A 21776-nucleotide genomic window follows, 5' to 3' on the forward strand; every position below is an offset into this window, starting at 1 on the left:
ATCCAGCCGACCCACACGGCAGGCGGCAGCGAGCCGCCACCCCAAAGAAGGTGCGCATGCAGACGTTCCGCCCCTCCGCGCGAAGCCTCTCAGCGGCGAGGTTCGAGGCGAACCACGACGGACTTCGAGGTCGGCGTGCGGCTGCCGTCGGCGTAGGAGTCCAGGGGGATGAGGACGTTCGTCTCCGGGAAGTACGCCGCGGCGGAACCTCGAGGGGTGGCATAAGCGACGACGCGGAACCCCTCGGCGCGGCGCTCCCCGTCGGTCCAGACCGAGACGATGTCGACGGTGTCGCCGTCGGCGATACCGAGCTCGAGGAGGTCTTCGGCGTTGACGAACACGACGTGGCGCCCGCCCTTGATGCCGCGGTAGCGGTCGTCGTAGCCGTAGACGGTGGTGTTGAACTGGTCGTGGGAGCGCAGCGTCTGCAGCAGCAGGTGTCCTGGGGGAGCCGAGATCGCGGTCAGCGGGTTGGCGGTGATGCCGGCCCGCCCGGTGGCGGTGTGGAAGGTGCGGGTGTCGCGGGGGCCGTTGGGCAGGGCGAAGCCGCCGGGCGCCTTCAGCCGGGTCTCGAAGTCCTCGAAGCCCGGGACCACCGCGGAGATGTGCTGACGGATCCGGGAGTAGTCGGTGCCCATCCCGGCCCAGTCGACCTTGTCGGAGGAGCCGAACAGGGCGTCGCCGATAGCGCAGATGATGCCTACCTCGCTGCGCAGCTCCTTCGAGCCGGGCAGGAGCCGACCGTAGGAGGCGTGGACCATTCCCATCGAGTCCTCGACGGTGACGTACTGCTCGCGGCCGCCGGTCTCGTCGCGCTCGGTGCGACCCAGGCAGGGCAGGATCAGGGCCTCGCGGCCGTGGTGGAGGTGGCTGCGGTTGAGCTTGGTCGAGATCTGGACGGTGAGGCCGACGTTGGCCAGCGCCGCGGTGGTGACGGCGGTGTCGGGCGTCGCCGCGGCGAAGTTGCCGCCCAGAGCGATGAAGACGTCGACCGCGCCGTCGCGCATCGCCTCGATCGCGGCGACCACGTCGAAGCCCTCCTCACGCGGTGGCGTGATGCCGAACTCGTCACCGACCGCGTCCAGGAACCACGCCGGAGGCTTCTCCCAGATGCCCATCGTGCGGTCGCCCTGCACGTTGGAGTGGCCACGGACCGGGCAGGCGCCCGCACCGGGCTTGCCGATGTTGCCGCGCAGCAGCAGGAACGAGGCGATCTCACGGATCGTGGCGACCGAGTTCTTGTGCTGGGTCAGACCCATCGCCCAGCACACGATGATGCGCTCGCGGGACTCGACCAGGTCGGTCAGCGACTCGATCTCCTCACGGGAGATGCCGCTGAGCCGGGTGATCTCGTCCCACCCCATCGCTGCCCAAGCCTGTGCCGCGACCTCGAAACCGTCGGTGTGCTCCTCGATGAAGGGGTGCGCGATGGCGTCGCGCTCGACGAGCAGCTTGTTGATCCCGGCGAACAGCGCCAGGTCGCCGTTGACCTGCACGGGCACGTGGACGTCGGCGAGCTGGGTGCCGACGCCGGTGACGCCGCGTACGGTCTGCGGGTTGCGGAACCGCCCCATCCCAGCCTCGCGCAGCGGGTTGATCGAGACGACCTTGGCGCCGTTCTCCTTGGCGGACTCGAGCGCGGTCAGCATCCGTGGGTGGTTGGTGCCGGGGTTCTGGCCGACCACGAAGATCAGGTCGGAGTGTTCGGCGAGGTCGTCGTAGGTCACCGTGCCCTTGCCGATGCCGATGACCTCGCCGAGCGCGGTGCCGCTGGACTCGTGGCACATGTTGGAGCAGTCGGGCAGGTTGTTGGTGCCGAGCTGGCGGGCGAGCACCTGATAGGCGAAGGCGGCCTCGTTGGACGCCCTCCCGGAGGTGTAGAAGACCGAACGGTCCGGATCGGTCGCACGCATCCGGTCGGCGATCAGCGAGATCGCGTCCGACCAGGTGATGGGGGAGTAGTGGGTCGCGCCGGGAGCGAGGTGCATGGGCTCGGTCAGGCGGCCCTGCGCCTCCAGCCAGTGGTCGTCGCGCTCGTCGAGCGAGGCGACCGAGTTGGCCGCGAAGAAGTCGCGGTCGACCCGCTTGCGGGTGGCCTCCCACGCCACGGCCTTGGCGCCGTTCTCGCAGAACTCGGCCGCCTTGCGGTGGTCGGGATCCGGCCAGGCGCACGATGGACAGTCGAAGCCGCCGACCTGGTTGACCTTGAGCAGCGTCTGCAGACTGCGCTTGGGGCCCATCTCGCGCAGCGCGTACTCCACGGAGTGGGCCACACCGGGGAGTCCGACCGCGGCCGTCTCCGGCTCGGTGACGCGGAGGGTGGGTTCGGGCAGGTCGACGGAGTGCTCGGTGCTCACCCGAAGCACACTACTCCGAGGCGATGGCCTTGAGGACGTCTTCCCTCCCTGCGCGGATGGCCGGGAGGAGCGCGGCCAGGACGCCGACGACCACCGCGATCGCCATGAAGACGGCCAGCTGATCGAGCGGCACCCGCAGGCTGGTGAGGTCTTCGCGCAGCGCGTCGCGCAGCAGCACCCCGAAGAGCACCCCGAGGGCTAGCCCGAGGACCGCGCCGAGGACCGCGATCGTCACCGACTCGAGGGTGATCATCCGGCGCAGCTGGCCGCGGGAGAGGCCGATGGCGCGCAGCAGACCGATCTCGCGGGTGCGCTCGATGACGCTGAGACCCAGGGTGTTGACGATGCCGATCACGGCGATCACGATCGCCAGCGCGAGCAGGCCGTAGATCATGTAGAGCAGCTGGTTGACCTGACCCTTGATCGACTCGGCGAACTCGTCCTTGTCCTGCACCGCGACCACCGGACGGTCCGCGACGAGCTTGTCGAGACGCTCGTGGACCACGGCCGGGTCGGCGCCCGGCGTGAGAAGAATGCTGAGCGAGGCGTCCTCCCGCGGCACCTTCGCCTCGACGAGGTCCTCGATGCGTACGGTGATGTCCCCGGTGACCTGGGTCTTCGCGATGATCCCGCTGATCTGCGGATGCAGCTGGCGGCCGCTGCGAAAGGTGAGGTCGATGCGTTCCCCGAGCTGCCACTTGTGCTCCTTCGCGGCCTCCTCGGTGATCAGCACCTGGCCGGGCTTGACGTCATCGCTGCCCTCGAGCACGTCCAGGTCGTAGATCCGCGGCATGTCCTCGTCGACGCCGAAGAGGAACGCGGGCTCGTTCTTCTTCGGGTTCTGCAGGTCCACCTTGCCGATGACGGCCTGGGCCACCTGGGAACGGGAGACGGTCGCGACGCCCTCGACCTTCTCCATCTCGTCGCCGATCGAGGTCGGGAACGGGGTGAAGGTCGGACTCTGCACGATCAGGTCGGGCTTGAACTCCTCCTCGACCACATCGCTGATCGAGGCGTTCATCGAGGCGGCGAGCACCCCGATCAACGAGACCAGCGCCAGCCCGATCATCAACGCCGACGCGGTGGCGCCGGTGCGCCGCGGGTCGCGCATCGCGTTCTGCCCGGCGAGCTTGCCGGTCATCCCGAAGACCAACCCTGAGACGGTACGCAGTGCCGCCAGCACCGGCCGGCCCAGGAAGGCGCTGATCCAGGCGACCGAGAGGATCGAGACACCAGCTCCGACGCCCACCCACAGTGCCGGGCTCGTCGGCACCTCGAACCCACCGGGCAGGCTGATCTCGGGGATCCCGATCCGTGGCATCGCCGCGAGCACGAGGCCGACCGCCAGCAGGACGAGCCCCACCGACGTACGCAGGACGGTGGATCTGGCGGGCGGCTGGGTGTCCTCGCGCATGGCCGCCACCGGCGGGACCTTCGCGGCCCGGCGCGAGGGAAGCAGTGCGGCGGCGAGCGTGACGAAGACGCCTACGGCGTAGGAGATCCCGATGGTGCGTGGGGTGAGGTCGAGTACGTCGGAGGCGATCTCCAGCCCGGCCTGACGGAAGACGGCGGCCAGGCCGTGAGCCAGTCCCCAACCGGCGAGGACCCCGATGGTGGCCGCGATCAGCGCCATCACCAGCGCTTCGAAGAGCACCGAGACGGTGACCTGGCGGCGCGAGGCGCCCAGGGCGCGCAGCAGAGCCAGCTGACGCGAACGCTGCGCGATCAGGATCGAGAACGTGTTGACGATGATGAAGGCACCGACGATCACTGCGATCACGGCGAAGACGATCAGGAAGACCGAGATCACATCGAGGAAGTCGCCGATGGCATCCTCGGACTCCGCGACCACCTTGTCGCCGGTGACGGCCTCGAAGCCGTCCGGGACGACCGTGTTCGCAGCCTCGACCAGCTCCTTCTGGCTGACACCGGGGGCAGCGGTCAGGGAGACGGCGGCGTAGACGTCCTTCCCCTCGGTGAACAGCTCCTGCGCACCGGCGGTGCTGAAGACGAGCAGCTGCGCGCCGGCGGTGCCGCCGCCGTTGAAGGCGGCGATGCCCGTGAGGGTGGCCTTGCGCCGGGTCTCGCCCTGAGGCGCGATCAGCGTGACCGCGTCGCCCACCTCGTAGCCGGCCTTCTCCGCGGTCGCCCCGTCGAGGACGAGCTCCTTCTCGGTCTTCGGCCAGCTTCCCAGGTCGAGCTCGAGCATCGGCTCGCCGAGGAGGTTGGGCGAGCCGGTGTGGTTGAACGCCAGCGTGGGTGCGCCGGAGCTGCTGACCAGCTTGTCCTCGGTGTCGAGCACGTAGAGTCCGGCACCCTGGACGACGCCGTCGGCGCGGGCGACCTCCGGCAGCGTACGCAGCCTCTCGATGGCCTCCGGTCGCAGCATCGCCTCGCTGCCGCCGCCGGGACGAGCGGCGTCCTCGGTCGCGGTGGTGCTGTTGGCCGGCCGCACCTGGGCATCGGGGGTGGAGCCGTTGATGATCCCGGAGAAGGTGCGGTCGAGGCCGTGGGAGAAGGTGAGTACGCCGGCCAGGAACGCCACGCCCAGCACGATCGCGAGGGTCGACATGAGCAGGCGCACCTTGTGCGCGGCGAGGTTGCGCAGCGTCAGCCGGAGCACGCCGCCACCTCGGTCGCGCAAGCGCCAGGGTACGGAGGTGGCGGCGTGCCGATTGTCTGGTTCACTCGCTGACGCTCGTTCACCCTCAGGCGTCCTCGCCGATCGGGGCCAGCCCCATCGCCCGCGACTGCAGGTCGGCCATGTGGGCCAGGATCTGCTCGCGGCTCGGCTTGGCCAGCTCGTCGACGATGCGGCCGTCGGCCAGGAAGATCACCCGGTCGCAGTAGGAGGCCGCCACCGGGTCGTGGGAGACCATGACGATGGTCTGCCCCAGATCGTCGACGCTGTGGCGCAGGAAGTCGAGCACCTGGGCCGCCGAGGTGGAGTCGAGGTTGCCGGTGGGCTCGTCGGCGAAGACGATGTCGGGCCTGGAGACCAGCGCCCGGGCGCAGGCGACCCGCTGCTGCTGCCCGCCGGAGAGCTCGCTCGGCTTGTGGTCGAGCCGCGGCCGCAGCCCCACCGTGTCGATGACCTGGTCGAACCAGCCCTTCTCCGGCTTCCTCCGCGCGAGCGAGAGGGGCAGCAGGATGTTCTCCTGCGCGGTCAGCGTCGGAACCAGGTTGAACGCCTGGAAGACGAACCCGATCTTGTCACGGCGCAGCGCCGTGAGACGACGGTCGCGAAGCCGGCCGAGCTTGCGACCGCCGACGACCACCTCGCCGGACGTGGGCTTGTCGAGTGCCGCCAGGCAATGCATCAGCGTCGACTTGCCCGAGCCGCTCGGGCCCATGATCGCGGTGAACTGCCCGGCGTAGAGGTCCAGGCTCACGCCGTCGAGCGCGCGGACCTCCGCGGCGCCCTTGCCGTACGTCTTGTGCAGGTCGATCGCCTGGGCGGCGATCTCACGCGGTGCCGGGTCTGTGAGGCTCACGCCTCAACTCTTGCCTACAGGTGGTTGGGGTGCATGCCAATTCGGGGCGTAGAGCGCGGCACGTTGCTTCTAGGTGTGGATCTCGACCCGCTTCGCGGGTTCGCAAGCTCACCCGCTGCGCTCGCTCGATCTCCTCGCGTTACGCCCCTGCTCGCTTCGCTCGCAGGGGCGTAGGCTCGGACTCAGATCTTCTGGCTGAGTAGACCCGTGTCGACGTCGTAGATGAACCCGCCGACCTTGACGTCCTCGGGGACGAAGGGGTGGGAGCGAACCTTGGCGACGTCCTCGGCGAGCGCGCGGGTCTGGTCGTCGACGACGACGGTCAGGTCGAGCCAGGAGGCGTCCTGGTCCGCCGACTCGGCGAGCTTGGCGCGCAGCTCGACCTCGGTGTTGGAGGCGACCGCACAGCGGGTGTGGGGCACGATCAGGATGCGCTTGACGTTGAGGAGGTGGACGCCGAGCACCAGTGCCTCCATCGCCTGCGGGGTGACCCGGCCGCCGGGGTTGCGGAAGATCTTGGCGTCACCCAGACCCAGGCCGAGCATGGCGAGCGGCTCGATCCGGGAATCCATGCAGGTCACGATGGCGACGCCGGCGTGAGCGACGCCGTCGAAGCCTCCGTCATCGAACTTCTCGGCATAGTCGCGGTTCGCAGCAAGCAGGTCATCGAAGTCGGCCATAGGGCCAAAAGTAGCCGATATCGCGGCGACGACCTCGACGTGTGTCAGATAGCGTGCGCGATGTGATCGACGCCCTACTCGAGCCCAGCGACCTGCCCCACCGACTGCCCCGCTTCGCGGACATCTCGATCGAGGACTACGGCCCGGCGATCGAGCAGGGGATGGCCGAGCAGCTGGCGGCGCTGGCCGCGATCACCTCGTCCACCGACGAGCCGACCTTCGAGAACACCCTCGTCGCCCTGGAGCGGTCCGGCGAGCGGCTGGACCGGGTCCTGCGGGTCTTCTTCTCGCTGCTCTCCGCGGACTCCGACGACGACCTGGACGAGCTCAACGCTGCGTACGCTCCTCGGCTGGCCGCCCACCACGACGCCCTGCTCCTCGACGACGCGCTCTTCGCCCGGGTGAACGCGGTCTACGAGAACCGGGCCGAGCTGGAGGGCGAGGACCGCTACCTGGTCGAGCGCTACCACCGCGACTTCGTGCTCGCGGGGGCGGCGTTGGGTCCCGCGGAGAAGGCGCGGTTGCGAGAGCTCAACCAGGAGATCTCGGGGCTCGAGGCGGCCTTCGGGCAGGCGGCGCAGGCCGACTCCAACGACCTCGCTGTCGTCGTCGACACGGTCGAGGAGCTCGCCGGGCTGACCCCGGGGGAGATCTCGGCGGCTGCGGCGGCCGCCGAAAACCGAGGGCTGGCGGGCAAGTTCCTGATCACGTTGACCCTGTTCACCGCCCACCCCTACCTGTCAGTCCTGGAGAACCGCGAGCTCCGGCAGCGGCTGTTCGAGGCCCAGCTCGCCCGCGGCTCGCGCGGCAACGCCAACGACACTCGTGCGATCGCGCTCGATGCGCTGCGGCTGAGGGCTGAGAAGGCGCAGCTGCTCGGGTTCGACAGCTACGCGGGCCTGGTGACCGCCGACAACACGGCCGGCACACCGAAGGCCGTCCGCGACATGCTGGAGCGGCTCGCCGCCCCCGCGGCGCGCAATGCCCGCGCCGAGCAAGCAGCCCTCGAAGCATCGGCCGGCGGACCGATCGAGGCCTGGGACTGGCCCTACTACGCGGAGAAGGTCCGGGTCTCGGAATACGACGTCGACCTGGCCGTCCTGCGGCCGTGGTTCGAGGCCGACCGGGTGCTGCACGACGGCGTCTTCTTCGCCGCCGGCCGGCTCTACGGGCTGACCTTCGAGGAGCGCCCCGACCTGCAGGGCTACCACCCCGAGGTACGCGTCTTCGAGGTCTCCCGCGACGGCGAGCCGATCGGGCTCTTCCTGCTCGACCTCTACACCCGCGACTCGAAGAAGGGCGGTGCCTGGATGAACTCCTACGTCACCGCCAACACGCTGCTGGGTGAGCCGTCGGCGATCGTGACCAACAACCTCAACGTGCCCAAGCCGGCGCCGGGGGAGCCGACGCTGCTCACCTTCGACCAGGTCAACACGCTCTTCCACGAGTTCGGGCATGCGCTCCACGGGCTGCTGGCGCGGGCGACGTACCCGCGGTTCGCGGCGACCTCGGTCTACCGCGACTTCGTCGAATACCCCTCTCAGGTCAACGAGATGTGGATGCTCTGGCCGGAGGTGCTGGCCAACTACGCCGTGCACCACGAGACCGGCGAGCCGATCCCGGCCGACGTGCTCGGCAAGCTCGAGGCGTCCGCCACGTTCAACGAGGGGTTCGCGACCTCCGAATACCTCGCTGCTGCGCTCATCGACCTGGCCTGGCACGAGCTCGGTCCGGCCGACGTGCCGACCTCACCGGAGGCGGTGGGAGAGTTCGAGGCAGCCGCACTCGCGGCCGTCGGCCTGGACAATCCGGCGGTGCGGTCGCGGTACCACACGGCGTACTTCAAGCACATCTTCGGCGGCTACGCCTCGGCGTACTACTCCTACATCTGGTCCGAGGTCCTCGACGCCGACACGGTGGCGTGGTTCAAGGAGAACGGCGGCCTGACCAGGGAGAACGGCGAGGCGTACGTCCGCTATGTGATCGGCATCGGCGGCACCCGCGACCCGCTGGAGTCCTATGCGGAGTGGCGCGGGCGGCCGGCCCCGATCGCGCCGTTGCTGGAGCGCCGGGGCCTGGCCTGAGGGTCAGCGGTCGCGCGGGTCCTCGGGGCCTGCCCAGCTGGACTGCGGGTCGCTGGCGGGGAACGTCTCTTCCTCGGTCTCGTCCTGGGGATCGCGCTCCTCGCCCTCCTCTTCAACCCGGTCCGGCGTTGGGAAGGGGATCGGGGACTCGGTGCTCTCGTCAGCGCCGGTCACGGGGTCCTTGGTTTCCTTCTCGACCATGGTTCTGCTCCCATCTGAGACGTGGTGATGTCATCGATGCTGTTCCGGTACCCACTGTGCCATCTCACGATCGGCTCAGTGCGTCCCTGACGCGGTCCACGACGGAGTGGAACGGCATCGTGGCGAGCTGTCTGGGCATCGACCCGGTGGCGCCGGGGTGCGGGCGAGTCGGTGCGACCCGCTCGGCCGCGGACAGACGTGTGCCCATCGTGTGGCGAGCGGCCTCGTCGAGCTCGGCGAGGAGCAACGGGAGCTCGACCCGCTCCTCTTCCTCGGCGTGCTGCTCGACCGCGATCTGAAAGATCGGGAAGGTCGCGTCGAACTCGGGGCTGTCGACGCCGACCTCCTCGAGCTGGGCCAGCATCTCGGTGACCTCCTTCTCATCAGCGGTGAGCGCCTTGGTGAGCGTCTCGCCACCATGGACCGCGGCGACCGGATGGACGACAAGCTCCTCGGCGGTCTCGTGCACCGCGAGCAGCACGCGCAGGTCGTCGAACGCCTGACGTCTGGCCGGGCCTGTTGAGCTCCCCACGGTGGCGCAGAGCTGCCGGATGCCGGCGTGCTGCTGCAGCAGGATCCTGACCACGTCGCCCTCGGGCAGCTCCGAGGCCTTCTTGAGGGCTTCGGTCACGTGGGACATGTTTTCGCTCCTGTCTCCGGTTCCGTGTGGGCGTAAGCCCAGTACCCCCCGGCGTGTTGCGGCTATACATCTGTCCAAGCGACCGCCGATCTGAGAAGGTTCAGGTGTGATGAGGTCGGGGGTTGTGCGGGTAGCGGTGGTCAGCCCGCAGGAGGTTGTCATGCGCGGGCTCACCACCATGCTCGCGGACTATCCAGACCGGCTGGTCGTGACGGCGCTTCCGGCCGTACGCAGCCGGGCGCCGGGGGTTGATGTGATCCTCTACGACACCCTCGGCCTGCACCTGACCGATGGCTCCGACCTCAGGTATCTGCTGTCCGAGACCGATGCGAAGGTGCTGATCTTCAGCCGCGACATGCGCCCCGACCTACGTGCCAAGGCCTACTCGCTGGGCGCGCAGGCATGGGTGTCGATGAGCGTGCACGCCGGTGAGCTCGTACGCAGCATCGAGCTCGCCGCTTCCGGCGAGCCGATCGACGAGTCCGAGGATCGGTTGGCAACGGTCGCCGGCCTCACCACCCGAGAGGTAGAGGTGCTCGCCCTGATCACCCAAGGGCTGTCCAACAAGGACATCGCCGAGAAGCTCGTCGTGAGCGTGAACACCCTCAAGAGCCACATCCGACAGGCCTACCGCAAGATCGAGGTGACGACCCGCAGCCAGGCGGTCAGCTGGGCGATCACCCACGGGTTCGCGCCGCCCGATGCGAGTTCCTTGGAGTCGGGTGCATCCGTCGGGGCGCGGATGGTTACCGGAGACCTGTCGGTGGAGCAGTCGGGGTGACTCCTTCCGTGCCGCGGCACGGCTGACACCACGGGTGCGCCGCTGATGCCGCGGCCTCGGCACGGACTCGGGGTCGCGGCCTAACCCTCAGGGGTGGGCGGCCGTGGGGGCAACCCCACCCCTGAGGACCAAATCCCGCACGGATCCGGGTATCCCCGGGGGTATTGGAAGCAGACTCGGTCCATGGACACGACGCAGGACTCATCGCTTCCGACTCAGTTTCAGCAGGACTCCGTGCAGCCGGAGGACCTGGTCGTACGCCACCTCCCGGTGGCCCGTTCCCTGGCCGCGCGCTACGCGGGCCGCGGTGTCGAGGTCGACGACCTCCGTCAGGCCGCGAGGGTCGGGCTGGTGAAGGCCGCCCGCCGCTATGACCCCTCGCAGGGTGCTTTTCTGAGCTATGCCGTGCCGATGGCCACCGGCGAGATCCGCCACTGCTTCCGTGACCTGGCCCGCTGCGTACGTCCTGAGGGGGAAGACGAGCTGTTCGACCAGATGGGGGAGCCCGATCCCGGCTTCGAGCGTGCGGAGGCACGCGTCATCGTCGAGCAGGCGATGGAAGGTCTCGACGAGACCGACCGGACGATCGTGCAGCTGCGCTACGTGGCCGGCCTGAGCCAGGCCGAGATCGGCGAACGGATCGGTGCCACCCAGGCTCAGATCTCGCGGGCTCTGGCGCGGATCGTCCGCCAGATGCGCATCGGGCTCGCCGCGTAGTCGGCAGCGATCGTGGGTACCGAACCGCTATGAGCACCCCTGTAATCATCTTCGCCCTGATAGGTGTGATGGTCGTCCTCGTCGCCGTCGCCGCCTGGCTCTACGACGCCAGGCGGAACAAGGATGTCGCCGAGGACGACGAGCGCGTGGAACAGCCGAGAAGGAGGAACTGAGATGCCGCAACGTGCTTGGAGCAAGAAGCGAGAGCGTCAGTACGAGCACATCAAGGAAGGTGCCCTCGACCGTGGCGAGAGCGAGGACACCGCTGAAGAGATCGCGGCTCGTACGGTGAACAAGGAGCGTGCTCGCAAGGGTGAGTCCCGCGAGCGCAGCCGCACCTCCACCAAGGACATCTCCTCAGGCCGCCGCGGTGGCTTGCGCAGCCACCGCGGCTCGGGAGGGCGGACCAAGGCTCAGCTGTACGAAGAGGCCAAGAAGAAGAACATCGAGGGGCGCTCGAAGATGAGCAAGGCCGAGCTCGAGAAGGCTGTCGGGCGTTAGCCGAGGCAACTGAGTGAACCGGCCTATATGCGTATCGCATATAGGCCGGTTCGCTTGCGTCCACGGTCAGGTACTGGCCCTCACTTCTTCGCGCCGCCCGTGAGCTTGCGCATCACCGCGTCGGTCCCCTTCTTGCGCACCATGGTGGCGATGACCGTCATCGCCACGGGCACCACGAATGCGGCCACAGCGAGGATCCGCTTGCCCCAGGAGGACTCCTGCCACTTGGTCTTGGGTGTGCCGTTCCACAGCGAGCGCTGGGCGGTGTCGTCGCGCTCGCCGGTGATCGTTGAGTACGTCATGCCAGTCTCCTTGGTTGTCGGGTCGGCCGGTTCGGTCCCGTACCCGTCGTGGTTGTGAGTCATGCGGCGATGCCGACGCCTTCGAGCTGTCCTCGCAGCTCGTCGATGATCCGGGTCAGGATCCGGGAGACCTGCGTCTGGGTGACGCCGATGGCCTCGCCGATCTCGGCCTGGCTGTGGTCCTCGAGGTAGCGGAGCCGGACCACGAGCTGGTCACGCGGACACAGCGTCTTGATCGCCTGCTCCAGCGTCAGCCGGGTCTCGCAGTCGGAGAGGCCGCCGTCGATACCGGGCAGCATGTCGCCGATGGTCGCCTCGCCCGAGGACTGGGCCTCGCTGGTACGCAGCGGCGCGTCCAGCGAGGTGGGGGTGAAGCAACCTCGCGCGTCGAGCGCCTCGCGCACCTTCTGCTCCGGGACGTCGGCGATCTCGGCCAGCTCGGAGGTGGGCAGGTTTCCGCGCTCGGAGCCGATCCGCAGCAAGGTGCTCTGCAGCTCCTGGATCGGCCGCGGGGGGCGTACCGTCCAGCCGTGGTCACGGAACCAGCGCTTCACCTCACCTCGGATGGTGGGCACGGCGTAGGTGAGGAAGTCGTCGGCACGGTCGGGGTGGAAGCTCTTCGCAGCCCGGACCAACGCGATGTACGCCACCTGCTCCAGATCGGCGCGGGGGATCCCACGGCCGGTGTAGCGGTGAGCGATCGAGCGGGCGACCGCGGCGTTGAGGAGGATCACCTCCTCGAGGAGCCGATCCTTCTCCTCTCCTTCGGCGTCGTGCGCCTGCGCCAACAGCTCTGAGGTCAGACGCTGTCGCTCGGCCCTGGGAAGGTCTGTCTCGAAAGTTGTCGTCGTCATGTGTAGGTAGTGCCGCGCTCGACCGCTCTCCAACGGCTTCGACGAGAAGTTCACCCGCCCGGGTGTGCCTGTTCGCGGCCGCAACCACCCCTTCGGGTGACAAATGCTCGCCGGGCATGGCCGGCGCCGGCCAGGGGTACGGGACCCACGAGTCCGTCCCCGACCGAAGGAGCGTCATGTCCGACATCCCGATCCCCGGTGCCCCCGCTCCGGAGCCGCCGCCGGTGGAGGAGCCCACAGAGCCGGTGCCGCCGCCAGGCCCCAAGCCCGACCAGAGTGCGCCCCAGGTGCGGACCCCGACGGGCGTGCGAGCCCACGACGACCAGGGCGTCAACGCCCAGCAGGGTGAGTGGCTGACCACCTCCGGCGGGGTGCGTCTGCGCGAGACCGACAAGTCGCTCAAGGCGGGGGAGCGCGGCCCTACCCTCCTTCAGGACCACCACCTGCGCGAGAAGATCACCCACTTCGACCACGAGCGGATCCCCGAGCGCGTGGTCCACGCCCGTGGCGCCGGCGCGCACGGCACCTTCGTGGCGTACGGCGGTGCCGAGTCGGTCACCAGCGCGGGTTTCCTCGCAGAAGGCCGGGAGACGCCGGTCTTCGTGCGGTTCTCGACGGTCCTCGGCTCGCGCGGAAGCGCCGACACCGTGCGCGACACCCGCGGGTTCGCGACCAAGTTCTACACCGACGAGGGCAACTTCGACCTCGTGGGCAACAACATGCCGGTCTTCTTCATCCAGGACGGCATCAAGTTCCCCGACATCATCCATGCCGGCAAGCCGCACCCGGACCGCGAGATCCCACAGGCCCAGTCCGCGCACGACACCTTCTGGGACTTCGTCTCCCTGCACACCGAGGCGCAGCACCACACGATCTGGAACATGTCCGACCGCGGCCTGTCCCGCTCCTACCGGATGATGGAGGGCTTCGGCGTCCACACCTTCCGGCTGGTCAACGCCGCCGGCGAGACGAGCCTCGCCAAGTTCCACTGGAAGCCGAAGCTCGGCGTGCACGGCCTCCTCTGGGAGGAGGCTCAGATGCTCGGCGGCTTCGACCCCGACTTCCACCGCCGTGACCTCGCGGACGCGATCGAGGCCGGCGCCCACCCCGAGTGGGAGCTGGGCATCCAGGTCTTCCCCGACACCCCCGAGCAGACGTACGCCGGTATCGACCTGCTGGACCCGACCAAGCTGGTCCCGGAGGAGGTTGCGCCGGTCCAGAAGATCGGCCGGATGGTCCTGGACCGCAACCCGTCCAACTTCTTCGCCGAGACCGAGCAGATCGCGTTCCACGTCGGCAACCTCGTGCCCGGCATCGACGTCACCGACGACGCGCTGCTGCAGGCTCGGCTGTTCTCGTACGTCGACACCCAGCTGACCCGGCTCGGCGGGCCGAACTTCAACCAGATCCCGGTCAACCGTCCGCACGCCCCGGTCAACGACATGCTGCGTGACGGGTTCCACCAGGACGCGGTGCACCGTGGCGTGGCGCCCTACCACCCCAACTCGCTCGACGCCGGCTGCCCGTTCCTGGCCGGTGACCCGCAGGGAGCCTTCCGTGACAACCCGGTGACGGTGCCCGAGACGGTCAAGCAGCGCGCCCAGTCGGCCTCCTTCGACGACCACTTCAGCCAGGCGCGCCTCTTCTGGCTCTCGATGACGCCGGTCGAGAAGCAGCACATCATCGCGGCGTACTCCTTCGAGCTGGGCAAGGTCTACGAGCCGGCGATCCGCGAGCGGCAGCTGCAGTGCCTGGCCAACATCGCCGCAGAGCTGTGCGGTGGGGTCGCGGCCGCACTCGGCCTGCCGGCGCCGTCCCCGACCGTGGAGCTCGCCGACCCCGAGCCCAGCCCGGCCCTGTCGATGCTCGGCGGCTCCTACCCGCCGGACGGACGGGTCGTCGGCATCGTCGCGGGCCCGGACAGTGGAGCCGACCAGATCGACGGGGTGCGCACGGCGCTGTCCGGCGCGGGGATGACTCCGCTGCTCATCGCCCCCACGGGCGCGCCCGTAGGCGGAGAGCTGGCCGTGCAGCGTACGTTCGCAACCGCTCGATCGGTGGAGTACGACGCGCTGGTGCTCGCCGACGGTGCCAGCGCCGTCGCCGCAGACCCGCAGCTGCTTCTCCTGGTCGAAGAGATCTTCCGGCACGGCAAGGCGCTGCTCGCCTGGGGCGACGGTGCCGAGGCGATCGCGTCGGCCGGGATCGCGGTGCCGGCACCGGGGGTCAAGGCGGTGGGATCCGGAGCCGAGGTCGCCGCCGAGCTTCCCGATCTGCTGGCCGCGCACCGCTCGTGGGAGCGATTCGCACTCTCCTGAGAGGTTTGCCGTCAGGGGGAGTATCCGGACGCCGGGGTGGGTACCGGTGGGCCGTAGCCGCTCGGACGACAAGGTCCGAGCATCCCCCGCAACAACTACACACCGAGGTGAGATCCGAATGGCAACAATTCTCTGGCTGATCGCGGCAGTCTTGGTGATCGGCGGCATCGTGTCGCTGATCCGTGGCCAAATCCTGTGGGGAGCAGTCCTCATCGTGGTCGGCCTCCTGGTCGGCCCCGGTGGGGTGAGCATCTTCACCTAGAAACCGTGCGGCCCGGTGCCCTCTCGAGGGTCCCGGGCCGCGCGGTGTCCAGGTGAGATGTCCAGTGTGACGAAAGGACCGACATGGGTAAGTGCGTGACGTGTGGCAACGACTATGACGAGAGCTTCGAGGTGACCACGGCGTCGGGCGAGCATCACGTCTTCGACTCGATCGAGTGTGCGGTCGCGGTGGTCGCTCCGGTGTGCGTCAACTGCGGCACCCGCATCCTCGGGCACGGGGTGCAGAACGAGGAGCACATCTTCTGCTGCGCTCACTGCGCCACCGCGGTGGGCGTGACCGGCGTGAGCGACCGCGTCACCAGCGGTTCCTGAACCTACAGAGCGGTGACGGTCTCGGTGGGGGAGAGAGCTCGGGTCGGCGCTCCCCGGAGCAGCACGACCGACAGCAGCGCGGCGATCGCGGCGCAGACGGCAGCGCCGGCGAAGACGGTGTGCTCCTGGGCGATGGCGGCGCCGATCAGCAGGTCCTGGTACTCCTCGCACATGCCACCGCCGGTGCACACCGAGGACAGCGACGGCAGGTCGGCCTGGGCGGCGTAGTAGCTGCGTAAGCCGATCGTGGTCAGCGCGGAGATGCCCACGAGCATGCCGACCATGCGCGCGACGACCGTGAAGGACGTGGTCAGTCCGTGCATCGACTGCTCGGTCGTGGCCAGGACCGCGGCGTTGACCGGCGCCAGCGCGAGACCGAAGCCGAGGCCGCCGGTCACGAGCACGACGGTCGACGAGAGCGAACGGAGCGCCTCGGCGTCCCAGCGGGCCATGAAGACGAAAGCCACCGCCGCGAGCAGCATCCCACCACCCGCGATCACGCCCGCGGGCAGCCGCCGGGTGAGGAAACCACCCAGGACGGCACCCACCGGCAGCGCGACCAGGAACTCCAGCAGCACCAGGGCCGCCTTCAGTTGGCTCTCGCCGTAGACGGTGGTGCGGGCGAAGAGGGGTACGTCGATCAGCGCGGCCACCAGCGCGGCGCCGACGAAGAACGAGACGAGCACCGAGCCCCACGCAGGCATCCGGGCGAACGCACCGCGCGGCACGATCGGGTCCTGCGCGCGGCGCAGGTGGAAGACGAAGCCGAGCGCGGCCAGAGCAGCGGCGAGGAGATACCAGGTGCCCTGCTCGGAGAAGACCGCCACCTCGGGATCGGCGGTCGCGAAGGCCAGGATCACCCCGGCTAGAGCGATCGATAGCAGCAGCGCCCCGAGGAGATCGACCTCGGCCGAGATCCGACGGAGCACGCCGCGTACGCCCGGTCTCATGCCCCACTTCGCCAGGAACCCGACGGTGGCGACGATCGTGACGAGGCCGAGCGGCGTCAGCCAGCGTGACGACCCTGCGGCCGGCACGTAGAGCGCGCCCCAGGTCAGGTCCTGGACGAGAGCGGCGGGTTCGATCGCCAGCAGTACGAACGCGGCGGCGGCGACCAGCAACATCAGCAGCGCCGCTACGTCGGTCGAGCCGCTGGAGCCGCCAGGCGGAGGCGTGTCGAGCGGTGTATCGAGATTGTCGAGATGACCACCAGGGCTCGGAGCCGACTGTGTTGGTCTCGACACCGGCTCGCTGCGCTCGCCGGGCTCAACCAGCGAGGCTCGCGGGTCGGCGCTTCGGCCCAGTCTGCTGATGGCGATCGCCAGCACGACGCCGACGACGAGGTTGAGGAGGAAGATCGCCCGCCAGTCCGCGACCGCGAGCACCGCGGCCCCGATCAGCGGACCGAGCACCGAGCCGAGCTCCTGGACAGCGGAGACCAGCCCGAGCGGCACCCCACGGCGCTCGACCGGGTAGAGCGCCGCCACCAGAGCGAGGGTCGCCGGCACCAGAGCGCCACCGCCCAGCCCCTGGAAGAACCGGCCGACCACCATCGCGGTCAGGTCCCACGAGAGCGCGGTCAGGAAGGAGCCGAACGCGAAGACGACGAGTCCGCCGACGAGCACCGGCAGGTGACCGAGGAGGTCGGCGAGCCGCCCGATCAGCGGCAGCACCGCGACGTAGCCGAGCAGGAAACCCGAGATGAGGGGCGCGGCCCGCTGCAGCTCTTCGATCGAGAGCCCGACGCCCGCCATCATGTCCGGCAGCGCCAGGACGACGACGTAGGTGTCAGCGGCGGCGAACGCCACCGCGACGGCCGCCAGCCATACAAGAGGTCGCATGGTCAGGGCCGCCTGCTGCGCGCCGCGAGACCCGCGACCTGGCGGCGTTGCGGTCTCTCGCCGGTACACCACACCGCCGTCGAGCCCGCGCCTTGCCAGGCCACGCGTCTCGCGACGCTCGCGACGGCGCCCCTGACCATGCGACCTCTTACTGCCCTCACGGCTTGGCGATCTCCTTGTCCACGCCGTACTCGGTCACGTCGATCGTGTAGGAGTACACCGCCTCGTCCTCACCGCTGAAGTGGCCCTTGATGGTGGCCTCGGTGAGCTCGTCGGCGTCGTTGATGATGTAGGTGACGTCGAAGTCTCCGGACGCGCCGGCGAGGATCTTCTTGACCGCGGTGTCCGGGAGCGTGCCGGTGTAGGTCGAGAGGATCTCGTCGTTGTCGGCGCCACCACGCACCGACTTGCCGACCTTCACGTCCTGGGTCGCCGAGAGCAGCGAGGAGATGCCGGTCTCCGGAGCGATCAGCGCGGCCGGGTCGGGCACGCCGTACTCGGCCGGGTCGAGCTCCTGGAACGAGGTCGTGAACGGCAGCTTCGCGTAGACGACACCGTCGACCGAGACCACCTCGACCTGCGCTTCCGTGCCCATCACGGGCACCGTGAGGGTGCCTTCGAAGGCGGGCTGCCGGGTCAGCGTCCCGGTCGCCGCCTTCAGCGTCGTGATGCCCTCGGGCAGGTCGTCGGAGGCGATCGAGAAGTTGATCCCGCTGGTCTCGTCGAGATGCTTCTGTGCCGCGGCGAGGACCTGCAGCGGCGTACGTCCCTTGGCGGGGTCCTCGTCCCCGCAGGAGGTCATCACGAGGAGCGCGGCCAGGAGGGCGACGAGGGTGAAGGCGAGGCGCGGCAGGTTCCGCCCCAGAAGCGTGCTGAGCATGCGGGTCAGGATGCCACGCCTCGCAACCCCGTGGGGTGTTCAGGCCCGATCGGTCGTGTCGGGAGCCGCCGTTCAGCTGGTCCGGCGGGCGCGACCGACGGGGATGACCTTCAGGTCCTCGCCGATGACGAGACTTCCGGAGAAGCCCTGCTGGGCCCTGCGCCAGCGGGAGGGCGGATTGTCGCCGGGGACGAGGTGAGAGAGGGCGAGAGTGCGGACGCCGGCGGGCTCGGCGACGTCGCGGCCGATCTGCTCGATGGTGGTGTGCGACTCGAGCAGGTGCTTGCGGACCGGGTCGGCGGTCTCGGGCGGCAGGGACGCGGTGAGGCGCTCGATGAACGCCGGGTCGATCACCTCATGGACCAGGACATCCGCACCGCGCGCGAGATCGATGAGGTTCTGGCTCACACAGGTGTCCCCGGAGACCACGACAGACCCGTCGGGGGTGTCGAAGCGATAGCCGTACGCAGGAGCGGTGGGGTGATGGTCGACCAGCGTCGCCGTCACGGTGACCTCGCCGTCCTGCCAGACCTGGATCGGGGCCTCGAGCCTTGGCGGCACGCCTTCGGGGTCGATCGTCCACACCGCCGAGTGGTCGATGTCGTGGATCTCGAAGAGGGTGTCCGGGTCGGGGAAGTTGCTGTCGCGCAGTCGGTCGTTGAAGTCCTGCGCGAAGGCGTTGCGCAGATGGTCGGTCATCGAGGAGATGCCGGGCATCGGATCGGCCGGGTTGACGACGGCCGGAGCCGGACGTGTGGGCGGGAAGACGCGGGTGAGCGTGTCGCGGGCCGCCGGACCGAAGACCTGGATCGGTCCGTCGGAGCGTCCGACGATGTTCATCGACCCGATCGCGTACGTCGTGGGCCAGTCGACCGTGTGGTCGCTGTGCAGGTGGGTGAAGAAGATGCCGCGCACCGAGGAGAGGGCCGATCCCAGGCCGGTCTCCGGGCCGAGGCCGCTCTGCTGCAGACGGCCGAAGGCGCCCACCCCGAGGTCGACGACGTAGACCTTGTCCTCGAACGCGATCGCGGTCGAGGAACCGTGCCGGCCGCCGTCGAGCACGCCGGCCCCCCGGCCGTACCGAGCAGGACGACCCGCGTCCGGGCATCCGGGCGGCCCGCTGACCGTGCCTGCGAGGCGGCGGCCGCCGCCGGCGTACGCATCGTGGAGGCGGTGACCGCCCCGACCGCCCCTAGGCCGACCATCGACAGCAGTCGACGCCGGTCGGTCGCGGGGACTGCGGCGACGGCCTTGTTGATGACATGACACATCTGGATCGGTCTCCTTGGCTCAGGCGGGGACGGGAAGGGCGCGGGTGAGCACCCGGCGGGTGACGATGGCGAGGACGAGGGCGACAGCACCGACGAGTCCGACGGCGGCGCCGAGACCGCCGAGGGCACCGGTGAAGGCGACGACGAGAAGGGGGCAGACGAACTCGCCGAGGAACAGCGCGGCGGTCCACAGTCCCGTGCCGCGGCCGCGCTGCTCGAAGGTGAGGCCGGACAGGGCCCAGACGAGCAGGGTGGGCAGCATCAGGCCGGTGCCTGCAGAGGCGATGACCGCGCCGAGCACGATGACCGGCACCACCGAGGTGGCACCGAGCACGACCAGGCCGATCCCGGCCAAGCCGAAGGCGATCGGAAGCAGCGTGGCGGTGCCGCGGCCGGAGACTCGGCCGAAGGCGTACGCACCGCTGGCTGTGGCGAGGGAGGCGAGCGCCGCGAACGCGCCGATGGCGGGGACGGCAGTGATCCCGGCCGCGTCGAGCACGTAGGGGAGCTCCACGATCGGGGTGTAGAAGACGATGCCACCGACGACCGTGACGGCGCACGGCAGCGCGAGGGCGCGGGTGGGCAACGGCGGGAGCGGGGCGTGCTCCTCGGCGGAAGCGGACTCGCCGGCGGGCGGCCAGATGAGCGCCGCGGCGAGGACGAGGAAAACCAGGCTGGAGGCGTAGAGCCAGAACGGGTTGCGCCAGTCCTGGGCACCCAGCGCCCCGCCTAGCGCGAAGAACAAGGTGGCCGACAGCGATGCGAACACGGTCTGCATGCCGAGCCAGCGGTCGCGCTCGGTGCCGGAGAAGTAGTCCGAGATCAGCGTCGTGCAGCAGGTCATGATCGCCGCCTCGGCGACGCCGACCCCGGCACGGCTGAGCACGATCGCGCCGAGGCCGTCGAGCCACAGCGGCGCGGTGCCGAAGACGGCGTAGACGGCCAGGCCGATGAGCAGGAGCCGCTTGCGGCCGAACCGGTCGACGATACGACCCGCGAACGGCGCCAGCAGCGCGATCATCAGCGCCGGGACGGTGAGCGAGAGCGGCACCAGCGCGGTCGCCGCGCCGCTGTGACCGAAGTGGTCCTGCATCCTGGGCAGGACGGGGGCGAGCAGCACGGCGCCGAGGATCGGCAAGCAGCTCATGAACATCAGCAGGAAGCCCTGGGGGCGTCCGGCGCGCCGGGCAGGCGTGGTGGTGTCGGGCATGGGGTCTCCATGGATCGGGCCGAGACGATGTGACAGCAGTCACAGAAGCGTGGGAGATCCAGGAGGTATTGCGGAAGCCAAACCTGCTTCTGTTGGGTATCAGGCGCGTCGATAGACCGAGGTCAGTCCGCCTGATCCAGACGCACGGCGGCGTGCTTGATCATCCGGCGCAGCCATCCGTGGGCGGGGTCGGCGCGATGGGCGGGGTGCCACCAGAACGCCTCCTTGAGCGGGACCACGTCCCAGGGGCAGTCGAGGATGCGTACGCCGGCGGGCTCGGCCAGCCGGTTCGCGAGCTGTCGCTGCAGCAGGGCGACGCGGGGAGTCCCGGCAACCAGGAAGGGGACCGGGAGGAAGCTCTCGGTGACCACGTGGACGTCGGGCTCGACCCCGATCATGCTGAGCTGGCGGATGGCGGGGGTGAAGGCGGTCGGGGCGTGATGGGTGACGACCCAGGGCATCTCGGCGAGCTGGTCCATGGTGATCGCGTCGCCGACGGCCTCGTTGTCGGCGGACACGACCAGCACCCAGCCGTCGGTGTGCAGCTCGACCGCGGGCAGGTCCTGGAGGAAACCGTGGGGGAGGACCATCCCGTCCACGTGCCGCAGCGACTCCGGCGCCTGATCGACGTCCCCGTGGGTCTGCAGCTGGAACCGGAGGCGTACGCCGGGGGCCTCGCGAGCCAGCTCGGTGGCGAGGTGGTCGCCGAGGACGGTCGTGGAGTAGTCGGAGGCGACGACCGTGAACTCGCGGGTCGAGGTCGCCGGGTCGAAGCCCGGCTCGGCCTCGAAGACCCGGCGTACGCCGACGAGTGCTGTCGTCGTGTTCGGACGCAGCTGGGTGGCCAGGGGAGTGAGGTCGTAGCGATTGCCGGTGCGGACGAGGAGCTCGTCGCCGAAGTGGCGCCGAAGACGCCGCAGCGCGGCCGAGACCGCCGGCTGGCTCAACCCGAGCCGCGCCGCCGCGCGGGTCACGTTGCGCTCTTCGAGTAGCGCGTCCAAAGAGAGCAGAAGGTTGAGATCGAGGTTGCGGAGTGGATCGGTCGCCATGG

The 21776-nt window shown here is 69.4% G+C and carries 21 protein-coding genes; 8 read left to right on the forward strand and 13 right to left on the reverse strand.

The genetic code is table 11. From position 1 onward, the window contains the following. Positions 1-89: 89 nt before the first annotated feature. The 4 genes from IEY84_RS04570 to IEY84_RS04585 form a co-directional block, all read right to left on the reverse strand. Complete coding sequence (locus tag IEY84_RS04570) at positions 90-2357, reverse strand: FdhF/YdeP family oxidoreductase (RefSeq protein ID WP_183545155.1); 2268 nt, start codon at positions 2355-2357, stop codon at positions 90-92. A 10-nt stretch (positions 2358-2367) separates the two neighbouring features. Next, positions 2368-4980: an ABC transporter permease gene (locus IEY84_RS04575; protein WP_183545153.1), complete on the reverse strand. Its 2613-nt coding sequence runs from the start codon at positions 4978-4980 to the stop codon at positions 2368-2370. Positions 4981-5065: 85 nt separating this feature from the next. Further along, complete coding sequence (locus IEY84_RS04580) at positions 5066-5851, reverse strand: ABC transporter ATP-binding protein (protein WP_183545151.1); 786 nt, start codon at positions 5849-5851, stop codon at positions 5066-5068. 182 nt (positions 5852-6033) lie between these two features. Then, complete coding sequence (locus IEY84_RS04585) at positions 6034-6531, reverse strand: beta-class carbonic anhydrase (protein ID WP_183545149.1); 498 nt, start codon at positions 6529-6531, stop codon at positions 6034-6036. Positions 6532-6593: 62 nt separating this feature from the next. Between IEY84_RS04585 and IEY84_RS04590 the strand changes: the two genes are divergently transcribed. Then, entirely contained in the window at positions 6594-8615 is a 2022-nt protein-coding gene (locus IEY84_RS04590) for a M3 family metallopeptidase (protein ID WP_183545147.1), read from the forward strand. A 3-nt stretch (positions 8616-8618) separates the two neighbouring features. On the opposite strand, the gene IEY84_RS04595 is transcribed toward IEY84_RS04590, so the two are convergent. Both IEY84_RS04595 and IEY84_RS04600 read right to left on the reverse strand, forming a co-directional pair. Then, positions 8619-8816, reverse strand: coding sequence for a hypothetical protein (locus IEY84_RS04595; protein ID WP_183545145.1), 198 nt, complete (start codon positions 8814-8816; stop codon positions 8619-8621). Positions 8817-8880: 64 nt separating this feature from the next. Then, the gene (locus IEY84_RS04600; RefSeq protein ID WP_183545143.1) at positions 8881-9456 is read right to left on the reverse strand and encodes a hemerythrin domain-containing protein; all 576 of its coding nucleotides are present in this window, start codon (positions 9454-9456) and stop codon (positions 8881-8883) included. A 160-nt stretch (positions 9457-9616) separates the two neighbouring features. Here IEY84_RS04600 and IEY84_RS04605 point away from each other — a divergent pair, with 160 nt between their 5' ends. From IEY84_RS04605 to IEY84_RS04620, 4 genes are all read left to right on the forward strand, one after another. Further along, complete coding sequence (locus tag IEY84_RS04605; RefSeq protein WP_229788338.1) at positions 9617-10237, forward strand: helix-turn-helix transcriptional regulator; 621 nt, start codon at positions 9617-9619, stop codon at positions 10235-10237. A 183-nt stretch (positions 10238-10420) separates the two neighbouring features. After that, positions 10421-10954 (forward strand): sigma-70 family RNA polymerase sigma factor, encoded by a 534-nt coding sequence (locus IEY84_RS04610; RefSeq protein ID WP_183545133.1) that lies wholly within the window; start codon positions 10421-10423, stop codon positions 10952-10954. Positions 10955-10983: 29 nt separating this feature from the next. After that, positions 10984-11127 (forward strand): hypothetical protein, encoded by a 144-nt coding sequence (locus IEY84_RS04615; protein WP_183545131.1) that lies wholly within the window; start codon positions 10984-10986, stop codon positions 11125-11127. A 1-nt stretch (position 11128) separates the two neighbouring features. Beyond that, a complete protein-coding gene (locus IEY84_RS04620) occupies positions 11129-11455 on the forward strand; it encodes a plasmid stabilization protein (RefSeq protein ID WP_183545129.1) in 327 nt (108 codons plus the stop codon). Between the two features lie 80 nt (positions 11456-11535). Here IEY84_RS04620 and IEY84_RS04625 read toward each other — a convergent pair whose 3' ends face one another. Further along, positions 11536-11757, reverse strand: a complete 222-nt coding sequence (locus IEY84_RS04625) for a hypothetical protein (protein WP_183545126.1) — start codon at positions 11755-11757, stop codon at positions 11536-11538. Positions 11758-11816: 59 nt separating this feature from the next. Continuing rightward, positions 11817-12611: a sigma-70 family RNA polymerase sigma factor gene (locus tag IEY84_RS04630; protein ID WP_183545124.1), complete on the reverse strand. Its 795-nt coding sequence runs from the start codon at positions 12609-12611 to the stop codon at positions 11817-11819. A 176-nt stretch (positions 12612-12787) separates the two neighbouring features. On the opposite strand from IEY84_RS04630, the gene IEY84_RS04635 reads away from it, so the two are divergent. From IEY84_RS04635 to IEY84_RS04645, 3 genes are all read left to right on the forward strand, one after another. Continuing rightward, the gene (locus IEY84_RS04635; RefSeq protein ID WP_183545122.1) at positions 12788-14929 is read left to right on the forward strand and encodes a catalase; all 2142 of its coding nucleotides are present in this window, start codon (positions 12788-12790) and stop codon (positions 14927-14929) included. A gap of 118 nt (positions 14930-15047) precedes the next feature. After that, a complete protein-coding gene (locus IEY84_RS04640) occupies positions 15048-15191 on the forward strand; it encodes a GPGG-motif small membrane protein (protein ID WP_183545120.1) in 144 nt (47 codons plus the stop codon). 83 nt (positions 15192-15274) lie between these two features. Continuing rightward, positions 15275-15523, forward strand: a complete 249-nt coding sequence (locus IEY84_RS04645; protein ID WP_183545118.1) for a metallothionein — start codon at positions 15275-15277, stop codon at positions 15521-15523. Between the two features lie 2 nt (positions 15524-15525). Here IEY84_RS04645 and IEY84_RS04650 read toward each other — a convergent pair whose 3' ends face one another. The 5 genes from IEY84_RS04650 to IEY84_RS04670 all read right to left on the reverse strand — a co-directional run bounded on the left by IEY84_RS04650 (position 15526) and on the right by IEY84_RS04670 (position 21774). After that, the gene (locus IEY84_RS04650; RefSeq protein ID WP_183545116.1) at positions 15526-17364 is read right to left on the reverse strand and encodes an MFS transporter; all 1839 of its coding nucleotides are present in this window, start codon (positions 17362-17364) and stop codon (positions 15526-15528) included. A gap of 157 nt (positions 17365-17521) precedes the next feature. Beyond that, positions 17522-18244: an LppX_LprAFG lipoprotein gene (locus IEY84_RS04655; protein WP_183545114.1), complete on the reverse strand. Its 723-nt coding sequence runs from the start codon at positions 18242-18244 to the stop codon at positions 17522-17524. 72 nt (positions 18245-18316) lie between these two features. Beyond that, the gene (locus IEY84_RS04660; protein WP_221208743.1) at positions 18317-19306 is read right to left on the reverse strand and encodes an MBL fold metallo-hydrolase; all 990 of its coding nucleotides are present in this window, start codon (positions 19304-19306) and stop codon (positions 18317-18319) included. A gap of 228 nt (positions 19307-19534) precedes the next feature. After that, positions 19535-20725 (reverse strand): MFS transporter, encoded by a 1191-nt coding sequence (locus IEY84_RS04665; protein WP_183545108.1) that lies wholly within the window; start codon positions 20723-20725, stop codon positions 19535-19537. A gap of 122 nt (positions 20726-20847) precedes the next feature. Next, positions 20848-21774 (reverse strand): LysR family transcriptional regulator, encoded by a 927-nt coding sequence (locus tag IEY84_RS04670; protein ID WP_183545106.1) that lies wholly within the window; start codon positions 21772-21774, stop codon positions 20848-20850. Between the last annotated feature and the right edge of the window lie 2 nt (positions 21775-21776).

This window comes from Nocardioides albus, assembly GCF_014648255.1.
Taxonomy (GTDB): Bacteria; Actinomycetota; Actinomycetes; order Propionibacteriales; family Nocardioidaceae; genus Nocardioides; species Nocardioides albus.

Bases quoted from the DNA above. Each gene is read 5' to 3' on its own strand.
- IEY84_RS04585 (WP_183545149.1), bottom strand. From the start codon at position 6,531: ATGGCCGACTTCGATGACCTGCTTGCTGCGAACCGCGACTATGCCGAG.
- IEY84_RS04610 (WP_183545133.1), top strand. From the start codon at position 10,421: ATGGACACGACGCAGGACTCATCGCTTCCGACTCAGTTTCAGCAGGAC.
- IEY84_RS04640 (WP_183545120.1), top strand. From the start codon at position 15,048: ATGGCAACAATTCTCTGGCTGATCGCGGCAGTCTTGGTGATCGGCGGC.
- IEY84_RS04615 (WP_183545131.1), top strand. From the start codon at position 10,984: ATGAGCACCCCTGTAATCATCTTCGCCCTGATAGGTGTGATGGTCGTC.
- IEY84_RS04595 (WP_183545145.1), bottom strand. From the start codon at position 8,816: ATGGTCGAGAAGGAAACCAAGGACCCCGTGACCGGCGCTGACGAGAGC.
- IEY84_RS04625 (WP_183545126.1), bottom strand. From the start codon at position 11,757: ATGACGTACTCAACGATCACCGGCGAGCGCGACGACACCGCCCAGCGC.
- IEY84_RS04645 (WP_183545118.1), top strand. From the start codon at position 15,275: ATGGGTAAGTGCGTGACGTGTGGCAACGACTATGACGAGAGCTTCGAG.
- IEY84_RS04635 (WP_183545122.1), top strand. From the start codon at position 12,788: ATGTCCGACATCCCGATCCCCGGTGCCCCCGCTCCGGAGCCGCCGCCG.
- IEY84_RS04665 (WP_183545108.1), bottom strand. From the start codon at position 20,725: ATGCCCGACACCACCACGCCTGCCCGGCGCGCCGGACGCCCCCAGGGC.
- IEY84_RS04600 (WP_183545143.1), bottom strand. From the start codon at position 9,456: ATGTCCCACGTGACCGAAGCCCTCAAGAAGGCCTCGGAGCTGCCCGAG.
- IEY84_RS04670 (WP_183545106.1), bottom strand. From the start codon at position 21,774: ATGGCGACCGATCCACTCCGCAACCTCGATCTCAACCTTCTGCTCTCT.
- IEY84_RS04620 (WP_183545129.1), top strand. From the start codon at position 11,129: ATGCCGCAACGTGCTTGGAGCAAGAAGCGAGAGCGTCAGTACGAGCAC.
- IEY84_RS04605 (WP_229788338.1), top strand. From the start codon at position 9,617: ATGCGCGGGCTCACCACCATGCTCGCGGACTATCCAGACCGGCTGGTC.
- IEY84_RS04655 (WP_183545114.1), bottom strand. From the start codon at position 18,244: ATGCTCAGCACGCTTCTGGGGCGGAACCTGCCGCGCCTCGCCTTCACC.
- IEY84_RS04650 (WP_183545116.1), bottom strand. From the start codon at position 17,364: ATGCGACCTCTTGTATGGCTGGCGGCCGTCGCGGTGGCGTTCGCCGCC.
- IEY84_RS04630 (WP_183545124.1), bottom strand. From the start codon at position 12,611: ATGACGACGACAACTTTCGAGACAGACCTTCCCAGGGCCGAGCGACAG.